Below are 15,181 nucleotides of genomic sequence, written 5' to 3'. Positions count from 1 at the left end.
TCGTGGGTTATAGACACGAGGCGTTCGGGGGCAAGGGGGGTTTCTTGAAAATCCCCTATGGGTTCGCTTCGCGCCGGGCCGCAAGCACCACGAAGCCCAGCATGACGAGCGTCGCGCCGGTGTTGAGCAGGACGGGGAGCAGGCCAATGCCGCGCGTATCGCCGAAATAGATGAACACCGGCAGGCTGAGGGGCAGCGCGATCAGGGCGATTCCGAGGATCGCGACGCGCCGAGGGAGGACTTCGATCAGGCCCGGCAACAGGATCAGCGGGAGGATCAGGTAGTGGACCCAGCCCAGCGGATTGGCGAGCAGCGTGATCAGGACAAGCCCCATAAGCCGCGTCCAGAGCCTGAGCCGAAGGGCGAGATTGCGGGTGCCCCACCAGAGCGCCGCCGTGGCCGCGATCAGAAAGCCACGGGTCAGCCAGGCGATCCACGCGGTTTCCGGCACCATGTGGGGCCGCACGGTCAGGTCGCCTTCGCCCGTCAGCATATAGCGGGCATAGTAGAACGCCTGTTCGAGCGACACGTTGAGCGGGCTGATGAGAATCTGCGCCTCGATTGCGGCCAGTTTGGCGACGAGTTCGGGGTGCAGCGCCCAACCGGCGGTGCCAATGGAGGCGAGGAACAGGACAGCCATGAAAACGGCGAAGCTGGCGAGCGCCGTCCACCGCTTCTCCATGATGAAGATGAGCGCCAGCAGCACGGGCGAGATTTTGGCCATGGCCGCCAGCGCGAGGAACCCACCTGCAAGGATGTCGCGTTTTTCGACCAGCGCCACGAACGAGGCGAGGATGAAGGCCGAGACGATGACCTGCGGCTGCCCGAACCAGAACGCCATGTATCCCGGTGCGGTCGCGATCATCAGCGCGAAGGACAACAGCGCCCAGCCCACTGGGCCGATCTGGATCGGGCGCATCAGCCGCCAGGCGAGCCACACCATCCAAACCGTCGCGGCAGCGTTCAGCACCAGCGAAATGTCGAAAAAGACCTGAGCGCCGACCGAGGTGGCGGCGGGTGCAAGTGCGGCGGCCCAGAGCGGCGGGTAGAGATAGGGCGTGAACTGCGGGGCCGAGAACCCCTCCCCCTGCGCCCAGTTTATCCACTCGACCGGCGGGTCGGTCAGGAAGGGGCGCGGCCCCGCGTCGTAAACGAGGGCCGGAAGCCCTTCTCCGAACGAGCGCGCAGCGTAGTAGATCGCGGACAGGTCGATCTTCCACGACCCCCAGTTCAGCATGACAATGGCGACGGCCCAGACCCCGGCGATCAGCGCGGCAATCAGGGCGTCACGGGTCATGGATAAAGATACTCGCGATTGGTCGGAACGGCGTGCTGATTATGTGCCAGTTGGAACTGGAAGATGACAAGCCCAAGCTCCGAGAAACTCATCTCGGAGGCCGTCAGGTAATAGCGCCACATGCGGACGAACCTGTCGTCGAACATCTCGCGCACGGTGTCCACGTGTTCGTCGAACAGCGCCTTCCATGCCTGCATGGTGCGGATGTAGTGGTCGCGCCAGACCTCGATGTCCGTGGGCAGCAGGTCGGTTTTCTCGACGACCGACATGACTTCGGACATGGCCGGGATATAGCCGCCGGGGAAGATATACTTGTGAATGAAGGGCGAGGTTTGGCCGGGCGGCGTGGTGCGCCCGATGGTGTGGACCAGCGCGACGCCGTCCGGGGCGAGCACGTTGGAAATCTGATTCATGAAGACGGGGTATTGCGGCTGGCCCACATGCTCCATCATGCCGACCACCACGACGCGGTCGAAGGTCTCGTCGAGATGGCGGTAATCCATCAGGCGGAAATCGGTCTTGTCCGCGACCCCTGCGGCCTCGGCTCGCCTTTCGGCTTCGGCCAGTTGCTCTTTTGAGAGTGTGACCCCCGTGACCTGCGCGCCGAAATTCTTAGCGAGATGGATCGACAGCCCGCCCCAGCCGGACCCGATGTCGAGCACGCGCATCCCCGGCTCGATCAGCAGCTTTTTCCCGATGTGGTCCATCTTGGCGATCTGGGCCGCGTCGATATCCATATCGGGTTCGCGGAAATAGCCGCAGGTATATTGCAGGTTCTGATCGAGGAAGAGTTTGTAAAGTTCGGTCGGCAGGTCGTAATGCACTTCGACATTGCGCTTGGCGACCGAAAGCGGGTTGTGCTGGGCGATCCGGCGCAACCCGGTGCGCGCGCCCGCCGCCGCGGCCGAGAACCGGCCCGACCCGTTCTTGCGGACGTTGCGCGAAATGAGGCGCAGAAAGCCGGTGAGATCGTCGTCGTCGACGGTCAGCCCGCCTTCCATATACCCCTCGCCCAGCGCGAGTTCTGGGTTCTGCATCAGGCGCTTCATGAGCCCGGCATCGGTGATGCGCAGATGGACGGGCATGCCGGTGCCATCGCCATAGCGTTCGCGCACCCCGTCGGGCCATGAAATGGTCAGGTCACCGTCGGTGACGAGGCGCTGAACCATGCGCCTGAGCATACCTGCAAACATTGATTGTCCCGCTCGCGTCTGTCTGTCGGCGTGCACCTTAGACGCGAGTGGGCACAGGTAAAAGCGGTTAACGGACGGTTATTCAGCCGCCTTCGCGTAAGCGTCCTTGTCCGACACCTCGCCCTCGTAGGGATACAGATAATCGCGTGTGATTGGCGCTGCGGTGAAGGTTTTCCCGATCTGCACCTGATAGACGAGGAGCGATCCGTCGCGGAACGCCGCCTCCATCGCCAGCAGGTAGTAACGCCACATCCGCACAAAGCGGTCGTCGTAAAGCGCGCGGGCCTTGTCGGCTTTTTCCATGAAACGGTCGTGCCAGTGACCGAGCGTCTTGGAATAATGCGTGCGCAGAACCTCGATATCCTGAAGGACGAGGTAGTGCTTGTCGATGGGCGCGACCATTTCGGACAGGGCCGGAGAATAGCCGCCGGGGAAGATGTATTTCACCATCCACGGGTCGGAATAATTCGGCGGCCCCACATGCCCGATGGTGTGGATCAGCGCGAGGCCGTCATCCTTGAGCAGATCCTTCACCTTGCCGAAATATTGGTCGTAATAGGGAACGCCCACATGCTCGAACATGCCGACCGACACGATCCGGTCGAACGACTCGGTCACGTCGCGGTAATCCTGAAGCCGGATGTCGATCCGGTCGGACAGCCCAGCGTCTTGGGCGCGTTTCACCGCGATGGCGTGCTGTTCCTTCGACAGCGTCACACCGACCACATGCGCGCCGTAGTCGCGCGCGAGGGTCAGCGCCATGCCGCCCCAGCCGCAGCCGATGTCGAGCACCTTCATGCCCGGTTCGATCCGCAGCTTGTGCGCGATGTGATGCTTCTTCGCCTCCTGCGCCTCGTCCAGCGTCATGTCGGGCCGGGCGAAATAGGCGCAGCTATACTGGCGGTCGGCATCGAGGAAGAGATCGTAAAGCTCACCGGACAGGTCATAGTGATGCGACACGTTCGAGCGCGACTTGAGCAGGCTGTTGGACTGCGCGAGCTTGCGGAACATCTGCTTGGTGACATCCAGCGGCTTCTGGAACCACGGCCGCTCGGCCTTGTAGATCGCCGGGATCGCGACGGCGAAGAACCCGCGCAGATCGTCGATTTCGATCCGGCCGTCCATATAGCCTTCGCCAATGGCAAGCTCGGGGTTCAGCACCAAGTCCTTGATGATGCCCTTGTCGCGGACCCGAACATGCGTTTCCGGCGAACCCGACCCGTACCGGTGCGACGTGCCGTCGGGCATTGTGACGTGAAGTGTGCCATGCCGGAAAAAATGTTTCAGCATGACGTCAAGCAAAGCAGTCCACATAGCAGGCTCCCTGATTGGCCGGCGCCTTTCCCGCCGGCTTCCCAAATCGCGTGTCTGCTCTTTCCCGCAACGGTTCCCTTGTCGGGAAAGATCCCACCCGAAACGCCGCCTCACACGTTAATGTTTGGCAAAAATGTCTGTTCTGTAAAGGTTCCTTTGCGCACAAAGGTTCCCACTCCGGTGCATTTCCCCCTGTCGGGCTTGACTTCACCCCCGCCGCAAGGTGTATCGGCCCGGACTGAAATCGACCCCGAGGGACCATCATGCACGCCTATCGCAGCCACACCTGTGCCGATCTGACCAAGGCCAACGTGGGCGATACCATCCGCCTGTCGGGCTGGGTGCATCGCGTGCGCGACCACGGCGGCGTTCTGTTCATCGACCTGCGCGACCATTACGGCGTGACGCAGATTCTGGCGGACGAGGACAGCCCGGTCTTTGCTGAGGTCGAGAAACTCCGCTCGGAATACTGTATCCGCATCGACGGCAAGGTTCTGGCCCGTGACGAAAGCCTCGTGAACCCGAAGCTTCCCACCGGCGAGATCGAAGTGTTCATTCAGGACATGGAAGTGCTGGGGGCCGCGCAGGAACTGCCGCTCATGGTGTTCGGCGATCAGGAATATCCCGAAGAAACCCGCCTGCGCTATCGCTACCTCGACCTGCGGCGTGAAGAGATGCAGCGCAACATCACGCTGCGCTCGGACGTGATCGCGTCGATGCGCAAGCGGATGTGGGATCAGGGCTTCCGCGAATACCAGACGCCGATCATCACGGCCTCCTCGCCCGAAGGCGCGCGCGACTTCCTCGTGCCGTCGCGCCTGCACCCCGGCAAGTTCTATGCCCTGCCGCAGGCCCCGCAGCTGTTCAAGCAGCTCATCATGGTGTCGGGCTTCGACAAGTATTTCCAGATCGCGCCGTGCTTCCGCGACGAAGACCCGCGCGCCGACCGCTCGCCCACCGATTTCTACCAGCTCGACCTCGAAATGAGTTTCGTCGAGCAGCAGGACATTTTCGACACGATCCAGCCGGTCATTCAGGGCGTGTTCGAAGAGTTCGGCGGTGGCCGCAAGGTCGACACGACGTGGGAGCAGATCAGCTACGCCGACTCGGCGCTGTGGTACGGCACCGACAAGCCGGACCTTCGCAACCCGATCAAGATGCAGGTCGTCAGCGAACATTTCGCGGGCTCCGGTTTCGCGATCTTCGCGAAACTGCTCGAACAAGACGGCACCGAAATCCGCGCCATTCCCGCGCCCGGTGGCGGCAGCCGCAAATTCTGCGACCGGATGAACGCGTTCGCCCAGAAAGAGGGCCTGCCGGGGATGGGCTATATCTTCTGGCGTGACGGCGACAACGGCATGGAAGCCGCAGGCCCCCTCGCCAAGAACATCGGCCCGGAGCGCACCGAAGCGATCCGCGAGCAGCTTGGCCTTGGCGTGGGCGATGCGGCGTTCTTCCTCGGCGGCAAGCCCGAAAGCTTTGAGCGTGTGGCGGGCAAGGCGCGCACCGTGATCGGTGAAGAGCTTGGCCTCACCGACATGGACCGTTTCGCCTTTGCATGGATCGTGGATTTCCCGATGTACGAGAAGGACGAGGAAACCGGCGACATCGATTTCTCGCACAACCCGTTCTCGATGCCGCAGAACCTCGACGATCTCGACGGCGATCCGCTGGCGGTGCTGGGCTATCAATACGACCTCGCCTGCAACGGCTATGAGCTGATTTCGGGTGCGATCCGCAACCACAAGCGCGAGGTCATGTTCCGCGTGTTCGAGAAAGCGGGTTACGGACAGGAAGAGGTGCTGAAACGCTTCGGCGGTCTCGCCACTGCGTTCCAGTACGGCGCCCCGCCGCACGGGGGCTGTGCCGCCGGGATTGACCGGATCGTCATGCTGCTGGCCGACGAGGCGAACATCCGTGAGGTCATGATGTTCCCGATGAACCAGCGCGCCGAAGACCTGATGATGGACGCGCCGTCCGAGCCGACGAACGAGCAGCTTCGCGAATTGTCGCTGCGCGTCATCGAGCAGCCCAAAGACTGACATGGCGGCACCGGCGCTTTATCAGGCTTCGGTGCCGGTTTTCCTGCACTACCTCGAACAGGCGCGCGGGCTGGTGTCCGCCTGTCGCGGGCGACCGGAACTGCTGGAGGGCAAGCTCGCCCCGGATATGTTTTCGGCGGCCCAGCAATTCGCGACGGCGGCTGGCTTTTCGTTGCGCGGGACCTTTCCGCTGATCGGTGAGCCGGTGCCGGAGTTCCCGAGCGCGGCAATGGATCGTGAGGGCATTCTGACCCGGATCGATTTCGCGCATGAGCGGCTGGTGACGATGGACCCGGCCGCGTTCGAGGGGGCCGAAGCGCGGCGCATCAGGCACCTTGCAGGGTTCGCGGATCTCGACCAGCGCGGGGCGGATTTCCTGCACCTGTTCGCGATACCCAATTTCATGTTCCACCTGTCGATCGGGTTCGCGGTGCTCAGGCAGGGCGGCATGGACATCGGCAAGGCCGATTTCGACGGGCTGCACGACTATCCGCCGGGGTTCCGGTTCTGAAACGAGAAACGCCCGCGGCAATGCGCGGGCGTCTCCGATTGAAGTGCACCTTTAGACCTCAATCCTCGAGGTGGTCCTCTTTTTTCTTCTGGACCAGCCCGAGTTCCTTTTCCTTGCGATCAAGGAAACGCTGGCCGTAGGCGTCGTTATCTTCTTCGCCGACGACCTTTTTCGCGCGGGTGAAGACCTCGTCTTCTTCCTCTTCCATGTGATGCTCGTAGTCGTGCTTGAGCGTCTTGAAGCGGGTCAGCCAGCCGGGCGACGACATGTCCATCTCGTTCAGCTCTTCCACGATTTCGTCCATCTCGTGATGTTCCGCGACCGAGTGGCGGGCGGCGTCCTGCCCCCAGGTCTCGGCCATGAGCTTGGAGTAGAATTCTTCCTCTTCGGCGGCGGAGTGGCTTTTGATGTCGCAATAGAACGCGTTCCACGCCTTGCGGCGTTCCGGGCTGTCGCCTTCGGTATTGGCGATTTTATCCAGCAGGTCGCGGTGCTTTTCATGGTCCGCGATGATGGCGTCGTAGATCGAGGGCATGGCTCGTCCTTTACGTGGCTGATCGTCGTTGGGCGGATAACGCGATGGCGCGCAGGCGGGTTCCCGATTGCGACGTTACGAAACGAAAAACGGCGCGGCCTTTTTCAAGCCGCGCCGCCGTCCCTCGAATTTTCGTGCTGTCAGCCGGCCATCCGGTCCACGATCGCCGGGACGTCCGCTTCGGACGAAACCGTGTCGGGGCCATGCGACAGCGTCAGTGCAATCGACGTGACCATCAGCGCCAGACCCGTGAACAGAACGGCCCAGTCCACAAGGGCGTTGCCGTCTTTCTGGTTGGTGAAGCGTTCGAACACGTTTTGCATCATTCTCTCCTGACCATGGCGGACGCGGTGCCTGTGAACCACCTTGTCCGTCTGTATCGTCAACCTGCCGCCCGATTAGGGCAGAAATGCGCAACCCCGGTGCCGCAATTGGCACGCTTTGGGGGATTTACAGGGGCAGTCATTCCACAATACCCCTTAGAAAATGGTTAATATTCCAAGGGTTTCATGGCTGACGAAAAGAACCTGGGGCGCGAGGTCACCGGTTGGACCGCACCGCCCCGCCCGGACGGGCTGACACTGAACGGGCGGTTCGTGTCGCTCGAACCTCTGGACGCGGCCAAACATGCCGCCGATCTGTTTCGGGCCTTCGACGGCCATGATGAATTGTGGGACTACATGCCCGTCGGTCCCTTCGCCTCGTCGTCGTCCTTTCATCGGTGGATGCGCGACGCGACCGCGCAGAACGATCCGTATTTCTTCGCGATCCGCGACGTTCAGCGCGGCAAGTGGGTCGGGTTCTGCTCGCTCTTGCGAATATCGCCCGAGGCCGGGTCGATCGAAGTCGGGTTCATCACCTTCTCGCCAGAGCTTCAACGCACGCCCGCCGCGACCGAAACCATGTTCCTGCTGATGCAATGGGCGTTCAAGGCCGGGTATCGGCGCTATGAATGGAAGTGCAACGCGCTGAACCTCGCCTCGCGCCGTGCCGCCCAGCGGCTCGGGTTCAGCTACGAGGGCGTGTTCCGGCAGCACATGGTGGTGAAGGGGCGCAATCGCGACACGGCGTGGTTCGCGGTGATCGACAGCGAATGGCCCGCCTTGAAAGAGGCGTTCGGTGTCTGGTTGAACCCGGCCAATTTCGACCGCGACGGTCGGCAGAAGGAACGTCTGGCCGATCTGACCGCGCTGGTTCGGGTGGCCTCCGACCCGGCCCTAAGGCGCTGATCAGTCCTCGGCCACGCCAAGACGTCTGCGCAGCAGCGCCTCGACCTCGTCGATCCGGTCCTCCCGGATCGCTTCGACCGCTGCGGTCAGTTCCCCGTCATGGGCTGAGAGGGCCAGCCCGTGCAGGAAATGCGCGAGATAGTCGTAGTCTTCACGCGACCGCGCGGCCGCGAGCAGGTCACAGGCGTTCAGGATGTCTTCGTCCAGCACGGCATGGTCCGGGTGCACCTCGTCCGACGGCACCATGCGCAAGCCCGTGGGGCGGTCCGCCTCGGGCAGCGCGTTCAGAACGGCGATCTGGAACGCCCCGAGACCCTCGACCGGCTTGGCCAGAAATCCGTCGGCACCGGCGGCGCGGGCCGTGTCTTCGCCATCCGGTTCGCCGGACAGGCCGAGGATCACCGGAACACGCGGCATCGCGGTGTCGAGTTCGCGGATCAGATCTTCGCCCGACCCATCGGGCAGGCCGAGGTCCACGATCACGACACTCGGGCGGTAGACCTTGAGGTGGCGACGTGCCGAGGTCAGGCAATCGGCCCGGCGCACCCGCGCCCCGGAATGAACGCAGAGCAGGCGCAAAGCCTCGGACGCGAAACGGCTGTCCTCGACCACGAGCACGGTCATTCCCGACAACGGTTTGGCGGCCGTGGGTTTCGGCTGAACGGGAAACAGATCATCGAGCATGGCGCCCTCCTTACACCCGACAGTCACGCATTGATTCGGTGAACAGGCGGTTAACACGAAGGTCTGATGCGACGTTTTCGCCGGAGCCTTGCGTGCCCTGCGGCCCTTGGGCATAAGCGGAAACGACGCTTACGAGGGAGAGAGACATGATCGGACGCCTGAATCACGTGGCCATCGCCGTGCCGGATCTGGACGCCGCCGCGGCGCAGTATCGCGGCACGCTGGGCGCGACCGTGCGCGATCCTCAGGACGAGCCGGACCACGGCGTGACGGTCGTGTTCATCGAACTGCCGAACACCAAGATCGAATTGCTCTACCCGTTGGGCGAAGACAGCCCAATCAAGGGGTTTTTGGAAAAGAACCCCTCGGGCGGCATCCATCATATGTGCTACGAGGTGGACGATATCCTTGCCGCCCGCGACAAGCTGAAAGCCGACGGCGCGCGCGTGCTGGGCAGCGGCGAACCCAAGATCGGCGCCCACGGCAAGCCGGTGCTGTTCCTGCATCCCAAAGACTTCAACGGCTGCCTGATCGAGCTGGAGCAGGTCTGATGTCGATCACCGGCGGTGCCGTCCTTCTCGTCGTGATCTGGTTCATGACCCTGTTCATCGTCCTGCCGATCATCATGCGCACGCAGGCCGAGGATGGCGAGGTGGTGCCCGGCACGCATGAGGGTGCGCCGTCGAACTTCCGCCTCGGTCGCACGATGCTGATGACCACGCTTTTCGCCGTTCCGATCTGGATCGGCGTCGTGGCGATCATCCTGTCGGGGGTCGTGACCGTCGATATGCTCGACTGGAACAACTACCTGGGCGAGCGGGTGCCGAACTAGGCCCGCACCAGATAGGTGTGAATCGAAAACACCACCGCATCGGTTTCGGGCAGACGCACGAGGATCTGACGTTCACGGCGACGGAATAGGCGCGGCTCGCCGGGAGGTTCCGGCGTGAACTCCGGCTTGGGGTTGTGCAGGTCACCGACAAGGTAGGACAGGTTGTTCCAGCGCACGAGCGGCTGACCCACGCGCACGCAGTCGAACAGCCGCTGGACCCGTTTCGCCATTCCGTCATCATAGGCTTCGACCGGCGTATGAATGGCGGTGAGGGGTCGCCCGATCTTTTGCGCCAGCGTCCAGCGTGAGGGAAAGCAGATCACCCCGCCTGCGAGCCAGTGTTCGACCTCGCCCGCGACCATGATCGCGAAATCCTCCTGACAGAGCCGCCCCAGGGTGGCGAGCGGGTCGGTTTTGTCGATGGTGACGGTGACACCATCCGGTCGGTCGTATGTGTCGCCGTTGATCCTGAGTTCTTGGCACACGACCTCCAGCACCTCGCGCGCCGGCGCCTCCCCTTCCGGGCGCAGCGCGATCACGTCCTCCCGCCGGTGCAGGACCAAGTCATCGCGCAGGGCCATCTGCTCGGCGAAGCGTTCGTCGCGGCGCAGCCAGTCACCCGCGGCGAGGGGCCGGGTTCCGGGCAACGGGTGCGAAACCGCGTCTGCGGGCATCGAGTCGTGAAGGATTTCGCTCATACCGGCAGTTTGGGCGCTTCGGGGCCGGATGCAACCGGCGCGAAACGCCAAAATTCAGCCAGCCGCGCGCCCCGTCACACGGTGATACAGGTGCGTGAAGGTCGCAGCCCCCATGACCGGGATCAGAAGGTTCAGGATCGGCACGGTGAGCGGGATCGCCATGAGGATACCGGCGAGCCAGACCTGACCGTTGAACTTGCGGCGAAGCTGGTTGGCCCCGGCCCTGCCCTCACGCCGCATGGCGGCGAGTTGGAAATACTCGCGACCGAGCAGATAGCCGTTCACGACCCAAAACAACACCGGCGCGAGCGGGCCGATGAAGAACGACAGCCCGAAGGCGAGGATGCCGAGCAAAATGGTGACGAGGATCAGGCTCGCCGCATCGCGCAAACCGTCGAGGATGGTCACGTCATGGGCGGGCGGCAGGTTCGGATAGTGTCGCTGTTCGACCGCATCCGCCACCTCGTCGAGGAAGATGCCCATGAACGCGATGGACACGGGCGTCATCAGGAAGGGCGACAGGATCACCATGAGGCCTACGATGGCCCAGCTTGCCACCGAGTCGAGCCAAGCGACCTCGCCCACGAAGGGAAGCGTGACGACCTCGGGCAGGAAAAGCCCCGCCACCCAGACGAGCGCGACAGTGATGACCGCGAGGAGCGCGATGGTCAGGCCGATACCCAGAAGCAGGACTTTACGGAAACGGCGGTCGCCAAGCTGGCCCAGCGCCTTGAAGAAATCGTCGAGGATCATGCGTCCACCCAAGCCACGATGTTGGACAGGTCCGGGCGCGGGCGATCCGGCGGCGCGCTGGTTTCCGTGCCGATATGGATGAAGCCCGCGATGCTTTCATGCGCGGCGAGGCCGAGACCCGATTGAACGAACGCGGCGTCGTGGCTGGGCCAGCCGGAAAGCCAGTTGGCGCCCCAACCGGCGGCCAAAGCGGCGTTTAGCAGCGACAGGCAGACGGCGCCCGCGGAATAGCGTTGCTCGACCTCGGGCACTTTGGGGCTGTCGACCGGGGAATAGACGACGGCGACGGCCAGATCGGCATCGGCGAACTGGCGATAGGATTTCTCGATCTTCTCGGGCTCGATGCCCAGCGCGGCCCCGCGCGGGCCGACGGCATCGGCAAGACGGGTCAGCGCGGGCTTGCCCAGCACGATGAAACGCCAGGGCTCCAGCTTGCCGTGATCGGGCGTCCGGGCGGCGGCCGTCAGAATCGGCATGAGCTCTTCGCGATCCGGCACGGGGCCGGTCAGCGTTTTGGCCGGGCGGGAGCGGCGCGTCAGCAGAAAATCGAGCGCCGCCGGGTTCTTGTATGGCATGAAGGTCTCCTGTCCGTCCCGGTGCATGTCGGCACTTTTCACGCCCACGTCAACAGCACGGGCGAAAATGGGCTGTTGTCCCGCGTGCAAGGATCGGGGATGAGACGGCATGAAGAAGGGTGAACTGGCTTATCTGGCGGTGCCGGGGTCCGAACTGGCCGTGCGCGTGACACCGAAAGCGTCGCGCAACGCCGTGTCGGTGGATGAGGACGGGCACCTGAAGGTCAGCGTGACCACGGTGCCGGAGGACGGCAAGGCGACGGCGGCGGTGGTGAAGCTGCTGGCCCATGCGCTCGGTGTCGCCCGGTCCCGCCTGACGCTCCTGCGTGGGGCTACGTCACGCGACAAGGTGTTTCGGATCGACTGAACGTCGGGCGCACACCTAGCGTTGAACGTCCTCGGTCCGGGCCAGCCGATAGACGCCTTCGGGCAGGTCGAGCGCGGCCGCGAGATCCTGCAACTGCGCCATGGACAGCGTGACGACCTGCACCCGGTCCGTCGTCGGTTCGAGCTGTTCGATCGTGACGCAATCCTCGAAGGCATTGATCGTGACGTCTTCTTTCAGATGCGAGACGCCCTCTTCGCCCTCGTCCACGAGGGTGATGACGGTCGCGTCGAAGTCGTGTTCGATTGTAAACATGGCTTCAGCCTACGCCCCTTGCCGGGATTTGCCAGCCCGATTTGTCATGGATCAAGGTTAGTGAGTGGCGAATCCGCATGATCGGCGGTGGAGGACATTGTTATGAGAGATTACCTGGACCGCCCCCGCACACCCAGCGCAATGGCCCGCATGGCCGAAACTCTGAGCCTCGACCTTGGGGTCGAATACGACGCGCATATCGTGACTCGCCGCCAGCTTGACCGTGCGGTCGAGCGGTGCAAGTCCTGCAACGATCCGGACGGCTGCGCGATGTGGCTGGACGACCATTCCGGCGGCGCCCGCGAAGCCCCGAACCTGTGCCCGAACAAGCCGCTCTTCGACCATATGCGCGGGGGCTGGTAAGCGCGCTTGAACGCCGGGGGCCTGCGGGCTAATCCGGTCCCATGGCGAAGCTTTACTTCCACTACTCCACGATGAACGCGGGAAAATCGACGCTGCTCTTGCAGGCGTCACACAATTACCGCGAACGGGGGATGGACACCTACCTTATCACCGCGCGTTTCGACAATCGGGCGGGCGAGGGCCAGATCGGGTCGCGCATCGGGATCGGCTCCTACGCGGACACGTTCGAGACGGGCGAGGATCTGTTCGCCAAGATCGAGGCACGACTGGCGCAGGGCCACGTCGCCTGCGTGTTCATCGATGAAGCGCAGTTCCTGTCGGAAGATCAGGTCTGGCAACTGGCCCGCGTGGTCGATGATCTGCGCGCGCCCATCATGTGCTACGGCCTGCGCGTCGATTTTCAGGGCAACCTCTTTCCCGGCTCCGCCGCTCTTCTCGCCCTTGCCGACGAGATGCGCGAAGTGCGCACGATCTGCCACTGCGGGAAGAAGGCAACGATGGTCATCCGACAGGATGGCGAGGGCAACGTGCTGACCGCGGGCGCACAGGTTCAGATCGGCGGCAATGAAAGCTACGTCAGCCTGTGTCGCAAGCACTGGCGCGAGGCGGTGGGCGACCGTGAACCCTCTCGCCCTCGTTAGGCGCCTCGTCGGTCTCGGCGCGATGGGCGTCGTCGGGCTGATCGGCGCGAAATCGTGGCTCGACAAGGAACGCGCCGAGTTGCGGTTGGAGTATTACCGGGAATTGTCCGAATATCATGCGGCGGCCACGCTGGGCGGCTGCACCCGGCGCGATGCGGTCATCGACATCGCTATGGCACAGGGCTGGCAGGTGCGCGAAGCGAATGGGGCCTGCGGCGCAGTCGAGGGTCTGCGACTGATCCCCGATGCCGCAACGCCGTGGCGGCGGGGTGCGCCGGGGTTTCTGGTCGGGTTCGATGCGAACGGCTGTCAGATCGCGGTGGACTGCGGGGAGTGAGGGGTTTCGCCGGGCTGCGCCCGCCGACCCGGTTGGGGGCGCTGCCCCGTCGCCATTGTCGCTCGGACCAATGGCGACCCTCGAGGTTTTTTGAAACAGAGAAAATTGGAAGTCAGTTCTATTCCCCCAACCTTGTCTAGGTGCGCTCATCCGTAGAGAAAGACCGCATGGACTTTCCGACGCCCCTGATCCCCGCCACCCTCGTCAAACGCTACAAACGGTTCCTTGCGGATTGCCAACTCGCGGACGGGACCGAGGTAACAGCGCATTGCGCCAATCCCGGCTCGATGATGGGGCTGGCCACGCCGGGCAGCCGGATCTGGCTGGAGCCGAATGACGATCCGAAGAAAAAGTTGAAGTACGGCTGGCGGCTGGTGGAGCACGACACGGGACATTTCACCGGGGTGGATACGTCGCTGCCGAACCGAATGCTGAAGGCCGCGCTGATGGCGGGTGACGTGCCGGAACTGGTCGCGCCGATGGTGCGGGCCGAGGTGAAATACGGGCAGAACAGCCGGGTCGATTTCCTACTGACCGGCGCGGGGCCCGATACTTATGTCGAGGTCAAATCCGTCACCCTGTCGCGGGAACCGGGGATCGCCGAGTTTCCCGACAGCGTGACGGCGCGTGGCACCAAGCACATGGCGGATCTGGCCGAGATGACGCGCTTCGGGCACCGGGCGGTGATCTTTTACCTCGTCCAGCGCACCGACGCGCGTGCGGTGACGATCGCGGGGGACATCGACCCGACCTATGCCGACGCCGTGCGGTCCGCGCTGGAGGCCGGGGTCGAGCCGCTCGCCTATGCCTGTCGGATCACGCCCGGCGGTGTCACGCTTGGAAAACGGCTCCCGTTCACGCCACCTTGGGCCTAGCGCCGATCAGCCCTCCGGCGCGGCGATGGCGAAGTCGGTGCCGTAGACCGCGGTCGTCACCCTGACGTAGTCCTTCGGCTCCGGCGCCCAGCTTTCCATGAGGTTGTGTTCTTCGGTGATGGCCATTCGCCCGGTGGTCGGGTCGATATAAAGGACCTGATCGCTTTCCCACCACGACTGACCGCCCGCCGTTTCGGTGCGCACGCGATAGGCATAGCGCAGGAGCGTTCGTCCCTCGACGTCGACCTCACCGTCGCATGTCGCCTCGGTGATGCTGGCGGCGGAGGATGCGTTCATGTCGCGGGCGAATTCCATCGCGTCATAAGGATTGTCCGACCCGGTATCGGTCCACGGCCCGTCCCACGACGAGCCGTCGTAGAAATCCTGCCCCCAGAGCAGCATGAACCGGCCATCCGGGAACGCGGAAATCACCTGATCGGGGGCCTGCCACCGCGCGGTGACGACGATCTGTTCGGTGCCGTCCGGCATCCGGTTGAACGTCACTTCCTGATGCTGGATGTCGAAGGCCGGGTCGAAAACCCCGCCGTCTTCGAGATACATCGCCTTTACCTCGTCCAGACAGGCATCGGCCAAAAGCGGCGTCGCGGCAAACAAGACGGGCGAAAGCAGGAAAATGCGCATGGGAGTCCTCTGAAATGCCG

General features: G+C 63.5%; 21 protein-coding genes. 10 read left to right on the top strand and 11 right to left on the bottom strand.

Annotated features, from left to right (window positions below; all coding sequences use genetic code 11):
* Nucleotides 1-55: 55 nt before the first annotated feature.
* The 3 genes from HOY44_RS12715 to HOY44_RS12705 form a co-directional block, all read right to left on the bottom strand.
* Nucleotides 56-1,297 (bottom strand): glycosyltransferase family 87 protein, encoded by a 1,242-nt coding sequence (locus HOY44_RS12715; RefSeq protein ID WP_287435011.1) that lies wholly within the window; start codon nt 1,295-1,297, stop codon nt 56-58.
* The gene (locus HOY44_RS12710; protein WP_287435008.1) at nt 1,294-2,490 is read right to left on the bottom strand and encodes a class I SAM-dependent methyltransferase; all 1,197 of its coding nucleotides are present in this window, start codon (nt 2,488-2,490) and stop codon (nt 1,294-1,296) included. Before HOY44_RS12710 ends, HOY44_RS12715 begins: the two co-directional genes overlap by 4 nt.
* Before the next feature lie 78 nt (nt 2,491-2,568).
* The gene (locus HOY44_RS12705; protein ID WP_008331306.1) at nt 2,569-3,804 is read right to left on the bottom strand and encodes an SAM-dependent methyltransferase; all 1,236 of its coding nucleotides are present in this window, start codon (nt 3,802-3,804) and stop codon (nt 2,569-2,571) included.
* A gap of 263 nt (nt 3,805-4,067) precedes the next feature.
* Here HOY44_RS12705 and aspS point away from each other — a divergent pair, with 263 nt between their 5' ends.
* Nucleotides 4,068-5,846 carry an aspartate--tRNA ligase gene (aspS, locus tag HOY44_RS12700; RefSeq protein WP_287435006.1) on the top strand — a complete coding sequence of 593 codons (1,779 nt, stop codon included), beginning with the start codon at nt 4,068-4,070 and terminating at the stop codon, nt 5,844-5,846.
* Nucleotide 5,847: 1 nt separating this feature from the next.
* Nucleotides 5,848-6,357: a DUF1993 family protein gene (locus HOY44_RS12695; RefSeq protein ID WP_287435004.1), complete on the top strand. Its 510-nt coding sequence runs from the start codon at nt 5,848-5,850 to the stop codon at nt 6,355-6,357.
* 58 nt (nt 6,358-6,415) lie between these two features.
* On the opposite strand, the gene HOY44_RS12690 is transcribed toward HOY44_RS12695, so the two are convergent.
* Entirely contained in the window at nt 6,416-6,892 is a 477-nt protein-coding gene (locus tag HOY44_RS12690) for a hemerythrin domain-containing protein (protein WP_008331311.1), read from the bottom strand.
* 140 nt (nt 6,893-7,032) lie between these two features.
* Nucleotides 7,033-7,215, bottom strand: a complete 183-nt coding sequence (locus tag HOY44_RS12685; RefSeq protein ID WP_287435001.1) for a hypothetical protein — start codon at nt 7,213-7,215, stop codon at nt 7,033-7,035.
* Between the two features lie 186 nt (nt 7,216-7,401).
* On the opposite strand from HOY44_RS12685, the gene HOY44_RS12680 reads away from it, so the two are divergent.
* A complete protein-coding gene (locus HOY44_RS12680; RefSeq protein ID WP_287434999.1) occupies nt 7,402-8,121 on the top strand; it encodes a GNAT family N-acetyltransferase in 720 nt (239 codons plus the stop codon).
* Here HOY44_RS12680 and HOY44_RS12675 read toward each other — a convergent pair whose 3' ends face one another.
* Complete coding sequence (locus HOY44_RS12675; RefSeq protein WP_287434997.1) at nt 8,122-8,805, bottom strand: response regulator; 684 nt, start codon at nt 8,803-8,805, stop codon at nt 8,122-8,124.
* A 146-nt stretch (nt 8,806-8,951) separates the two neighbouring features.
* On the opposite strand from HOY44_RS12675, the gene mce reads away from it, so the two are divergent.
* Nucleotides 8,952-9,356, top strand: a complete 405-nt coding sequence (mce, locus tag HOY44_RS12670) for a methylmalonyl-CoA epimerase (protein ID WP_008331319.1) — start codon at nt 8,952-8,954, stop codon at nt 9,354-9,356.
* Nucleotides 9,356-9,637 carry a DUF1467 family protein gene (locus HOY44_RS12665; protein WP_287434994.1) on the top strand — a complete coding sequence of 94 codons (282 nt, stop codon included), beginning with the start codon at nt 9,356-9,358 and terminating at the stop codon, nt 9,635-9,637. Before mce ends, HOY44_RS12665 begins: the two co-directional genes overlap by 1 nt.
* On the opposite strand, the gene HOY44_RS12660 is transcribed toward HOY44_RS12665, so the two are convergent.
* From HOY44_RS12660 to HOY44_RS12650, 3 genes are read right to left on the bottom strand one after another with little or no spacing between them, the layout of a single operon-like run.
* The gene (locus HOY44_RS12660) at nt 9,634-10,335 is read right to left on the bottom strand and encodes a heme-dependent oxidative N-demethylase family protein (protein WP_287434992.1); all 702 of its coding nucleotides are present in this window, start codon (nt 10,333-10,335) and stop codon (nt 9,634-9,636) included. The two genes, HOY44_RS12665 and HOY44_RS12660, sit on opposite strands and share 4 nt — an antisense overlap.
* A gap of 54 nt (nt 10,336-10,389) precedes the next feature.
* A complete protein-coding gene (locus HOY44_RS12655; RefSeq protein WP_008331324.1) occupies nt 10,390-11,088 on the bottom strand; it encodes an EI24 domain-containing protein in 699 nt (232 codons plus the stop codon).
* Entirely contained in the window at nt 11,085-11,663 is a 579-nt protein-coding gene (locus tag HOY44_RS12650; protein WP_287434990.1) for a nitroreductase family protein, read from the bottom strand. The genes HOY44_RS12655 and HOY44_RS12650 overlap by 4 nt, the downstream gene beginning before the upstream one ends.
* 109 nt (nt 11,664-11,772) lie before the next feature.
* Here HOY44_RS12650 and HOY44_RS12645 point away from each other — a divergent pair, with 109 nt between their 5' ends.
* Entirely contained in the window at nt 11,773-12,030 is a 258-nt protein-coding gene (locus HOY44_RS12645; protein WP_287434988.1) for a DUF167 domain-containing protein, read from the top strand.
* 15 nt (nt 12,031-12,045) lie between these two features.
* On the opposite strand, the gene HOY44_RS12640 is transcribed toward HOY44_RS12645, so the two are convergent.
* Nucleotides 12,046-12,303: a DUF8831 family protein gene (locus HOY44_RS12640; RefSeq protein WP_008331330.1), complete on the bottom strand. Its 258-nt coding sequence runs from the start codon at nt 12,301-12,303 to the stop codon at nt 12,046-12,048.
* 102 nt (nt 12,304-12,405) lie between these two features.
* On the opposite strand from HOY44_RS12640, the gene HOY44_RS12635 reads away from it, so the two are divergent.
* The 4 genes from HOY44_RS12635 (at nt 12,406) to sfsA (ending at nt 14,519) form a co-directional block, all read left to right on the top strand.
* A complete protein-coding gene (locus HOY44_RS12635; RefSeq protein ID WP_040884722.1) occupies nt 12,406-12,666 on the top strand; it encodes a DUF6455 family protein in 261 nt (86 codons plus the stop codon).
* Nucleotides 12,667-12,707: 41 nt separating this feature from the next.
* A complete protein-coding gene (locus HOY44_RS12630) occupies nt 12,708-13,307 on the top strand; it encodes a thymidine kinase (protein ID WP_287434984.1) in 600 nt (199 codons plus the stop codon).
* Nucleotides 13,285-13,644, top strand: coding sequence for a hypothetical protein (locus HOY44_RS12625; RefSeq protein WP_287434982.1), 360 nt, complete (start codon nt 13,285-13,287; stop codon nt 13,642-13,644). The genes HOY44_RS12630 and HOY44_RS12625 overlap by 23 nt, the downstream gene beginning before the upstream one ends.
* Nucleotides 13,645-13,811: 167 nt before the next feature.
* Nucleotides 13,812-14,519: a DNA/RNA nuclease SfsA gene (sfsA, locus tag HOY44_RS12620; RefSeq protein ID WP_287434980.1), complete on the top strand. Its 708-nt coding sequence runs from the start codon at nt 13,812-13,814 to the stop codon at nt 14,517-14,519.
* 6 nt (nt 14,520-14,525) lie between these two features.
* On the opposite strand, the gene HOY44_RS12615 is transcribed toward sfsA, so the two are convergent.
* The gene (locus HOY44_RS12615; protein WP_287434978.1) at nt 14,526-15,161 is read right to left on the bottom strand and encodes a hypothetical protein; all 636 of its coding nucleotides are present in this window, start codon (nt 15,159-15,161) and stop codon (nt 14,526-14,528) included.
* Nucleotides 15,162-15,181: the final 20 nt, after the last annotated feature.

This window comes from Maritimibacter sp., from assembly GCF_016774595.1.
Classification (GTDB): Bacteria; Pseudomonadota; Alphaproteobacteria; order Rhodobacterales; family Rhodobacteraceae; genus Maritimibacter; species Maritimibacter alkaliphilus.
Note: the sequence above shows the minus strand (reverse complement) of the source record. Positions and strands in the feature narration are given on the sequence as shown.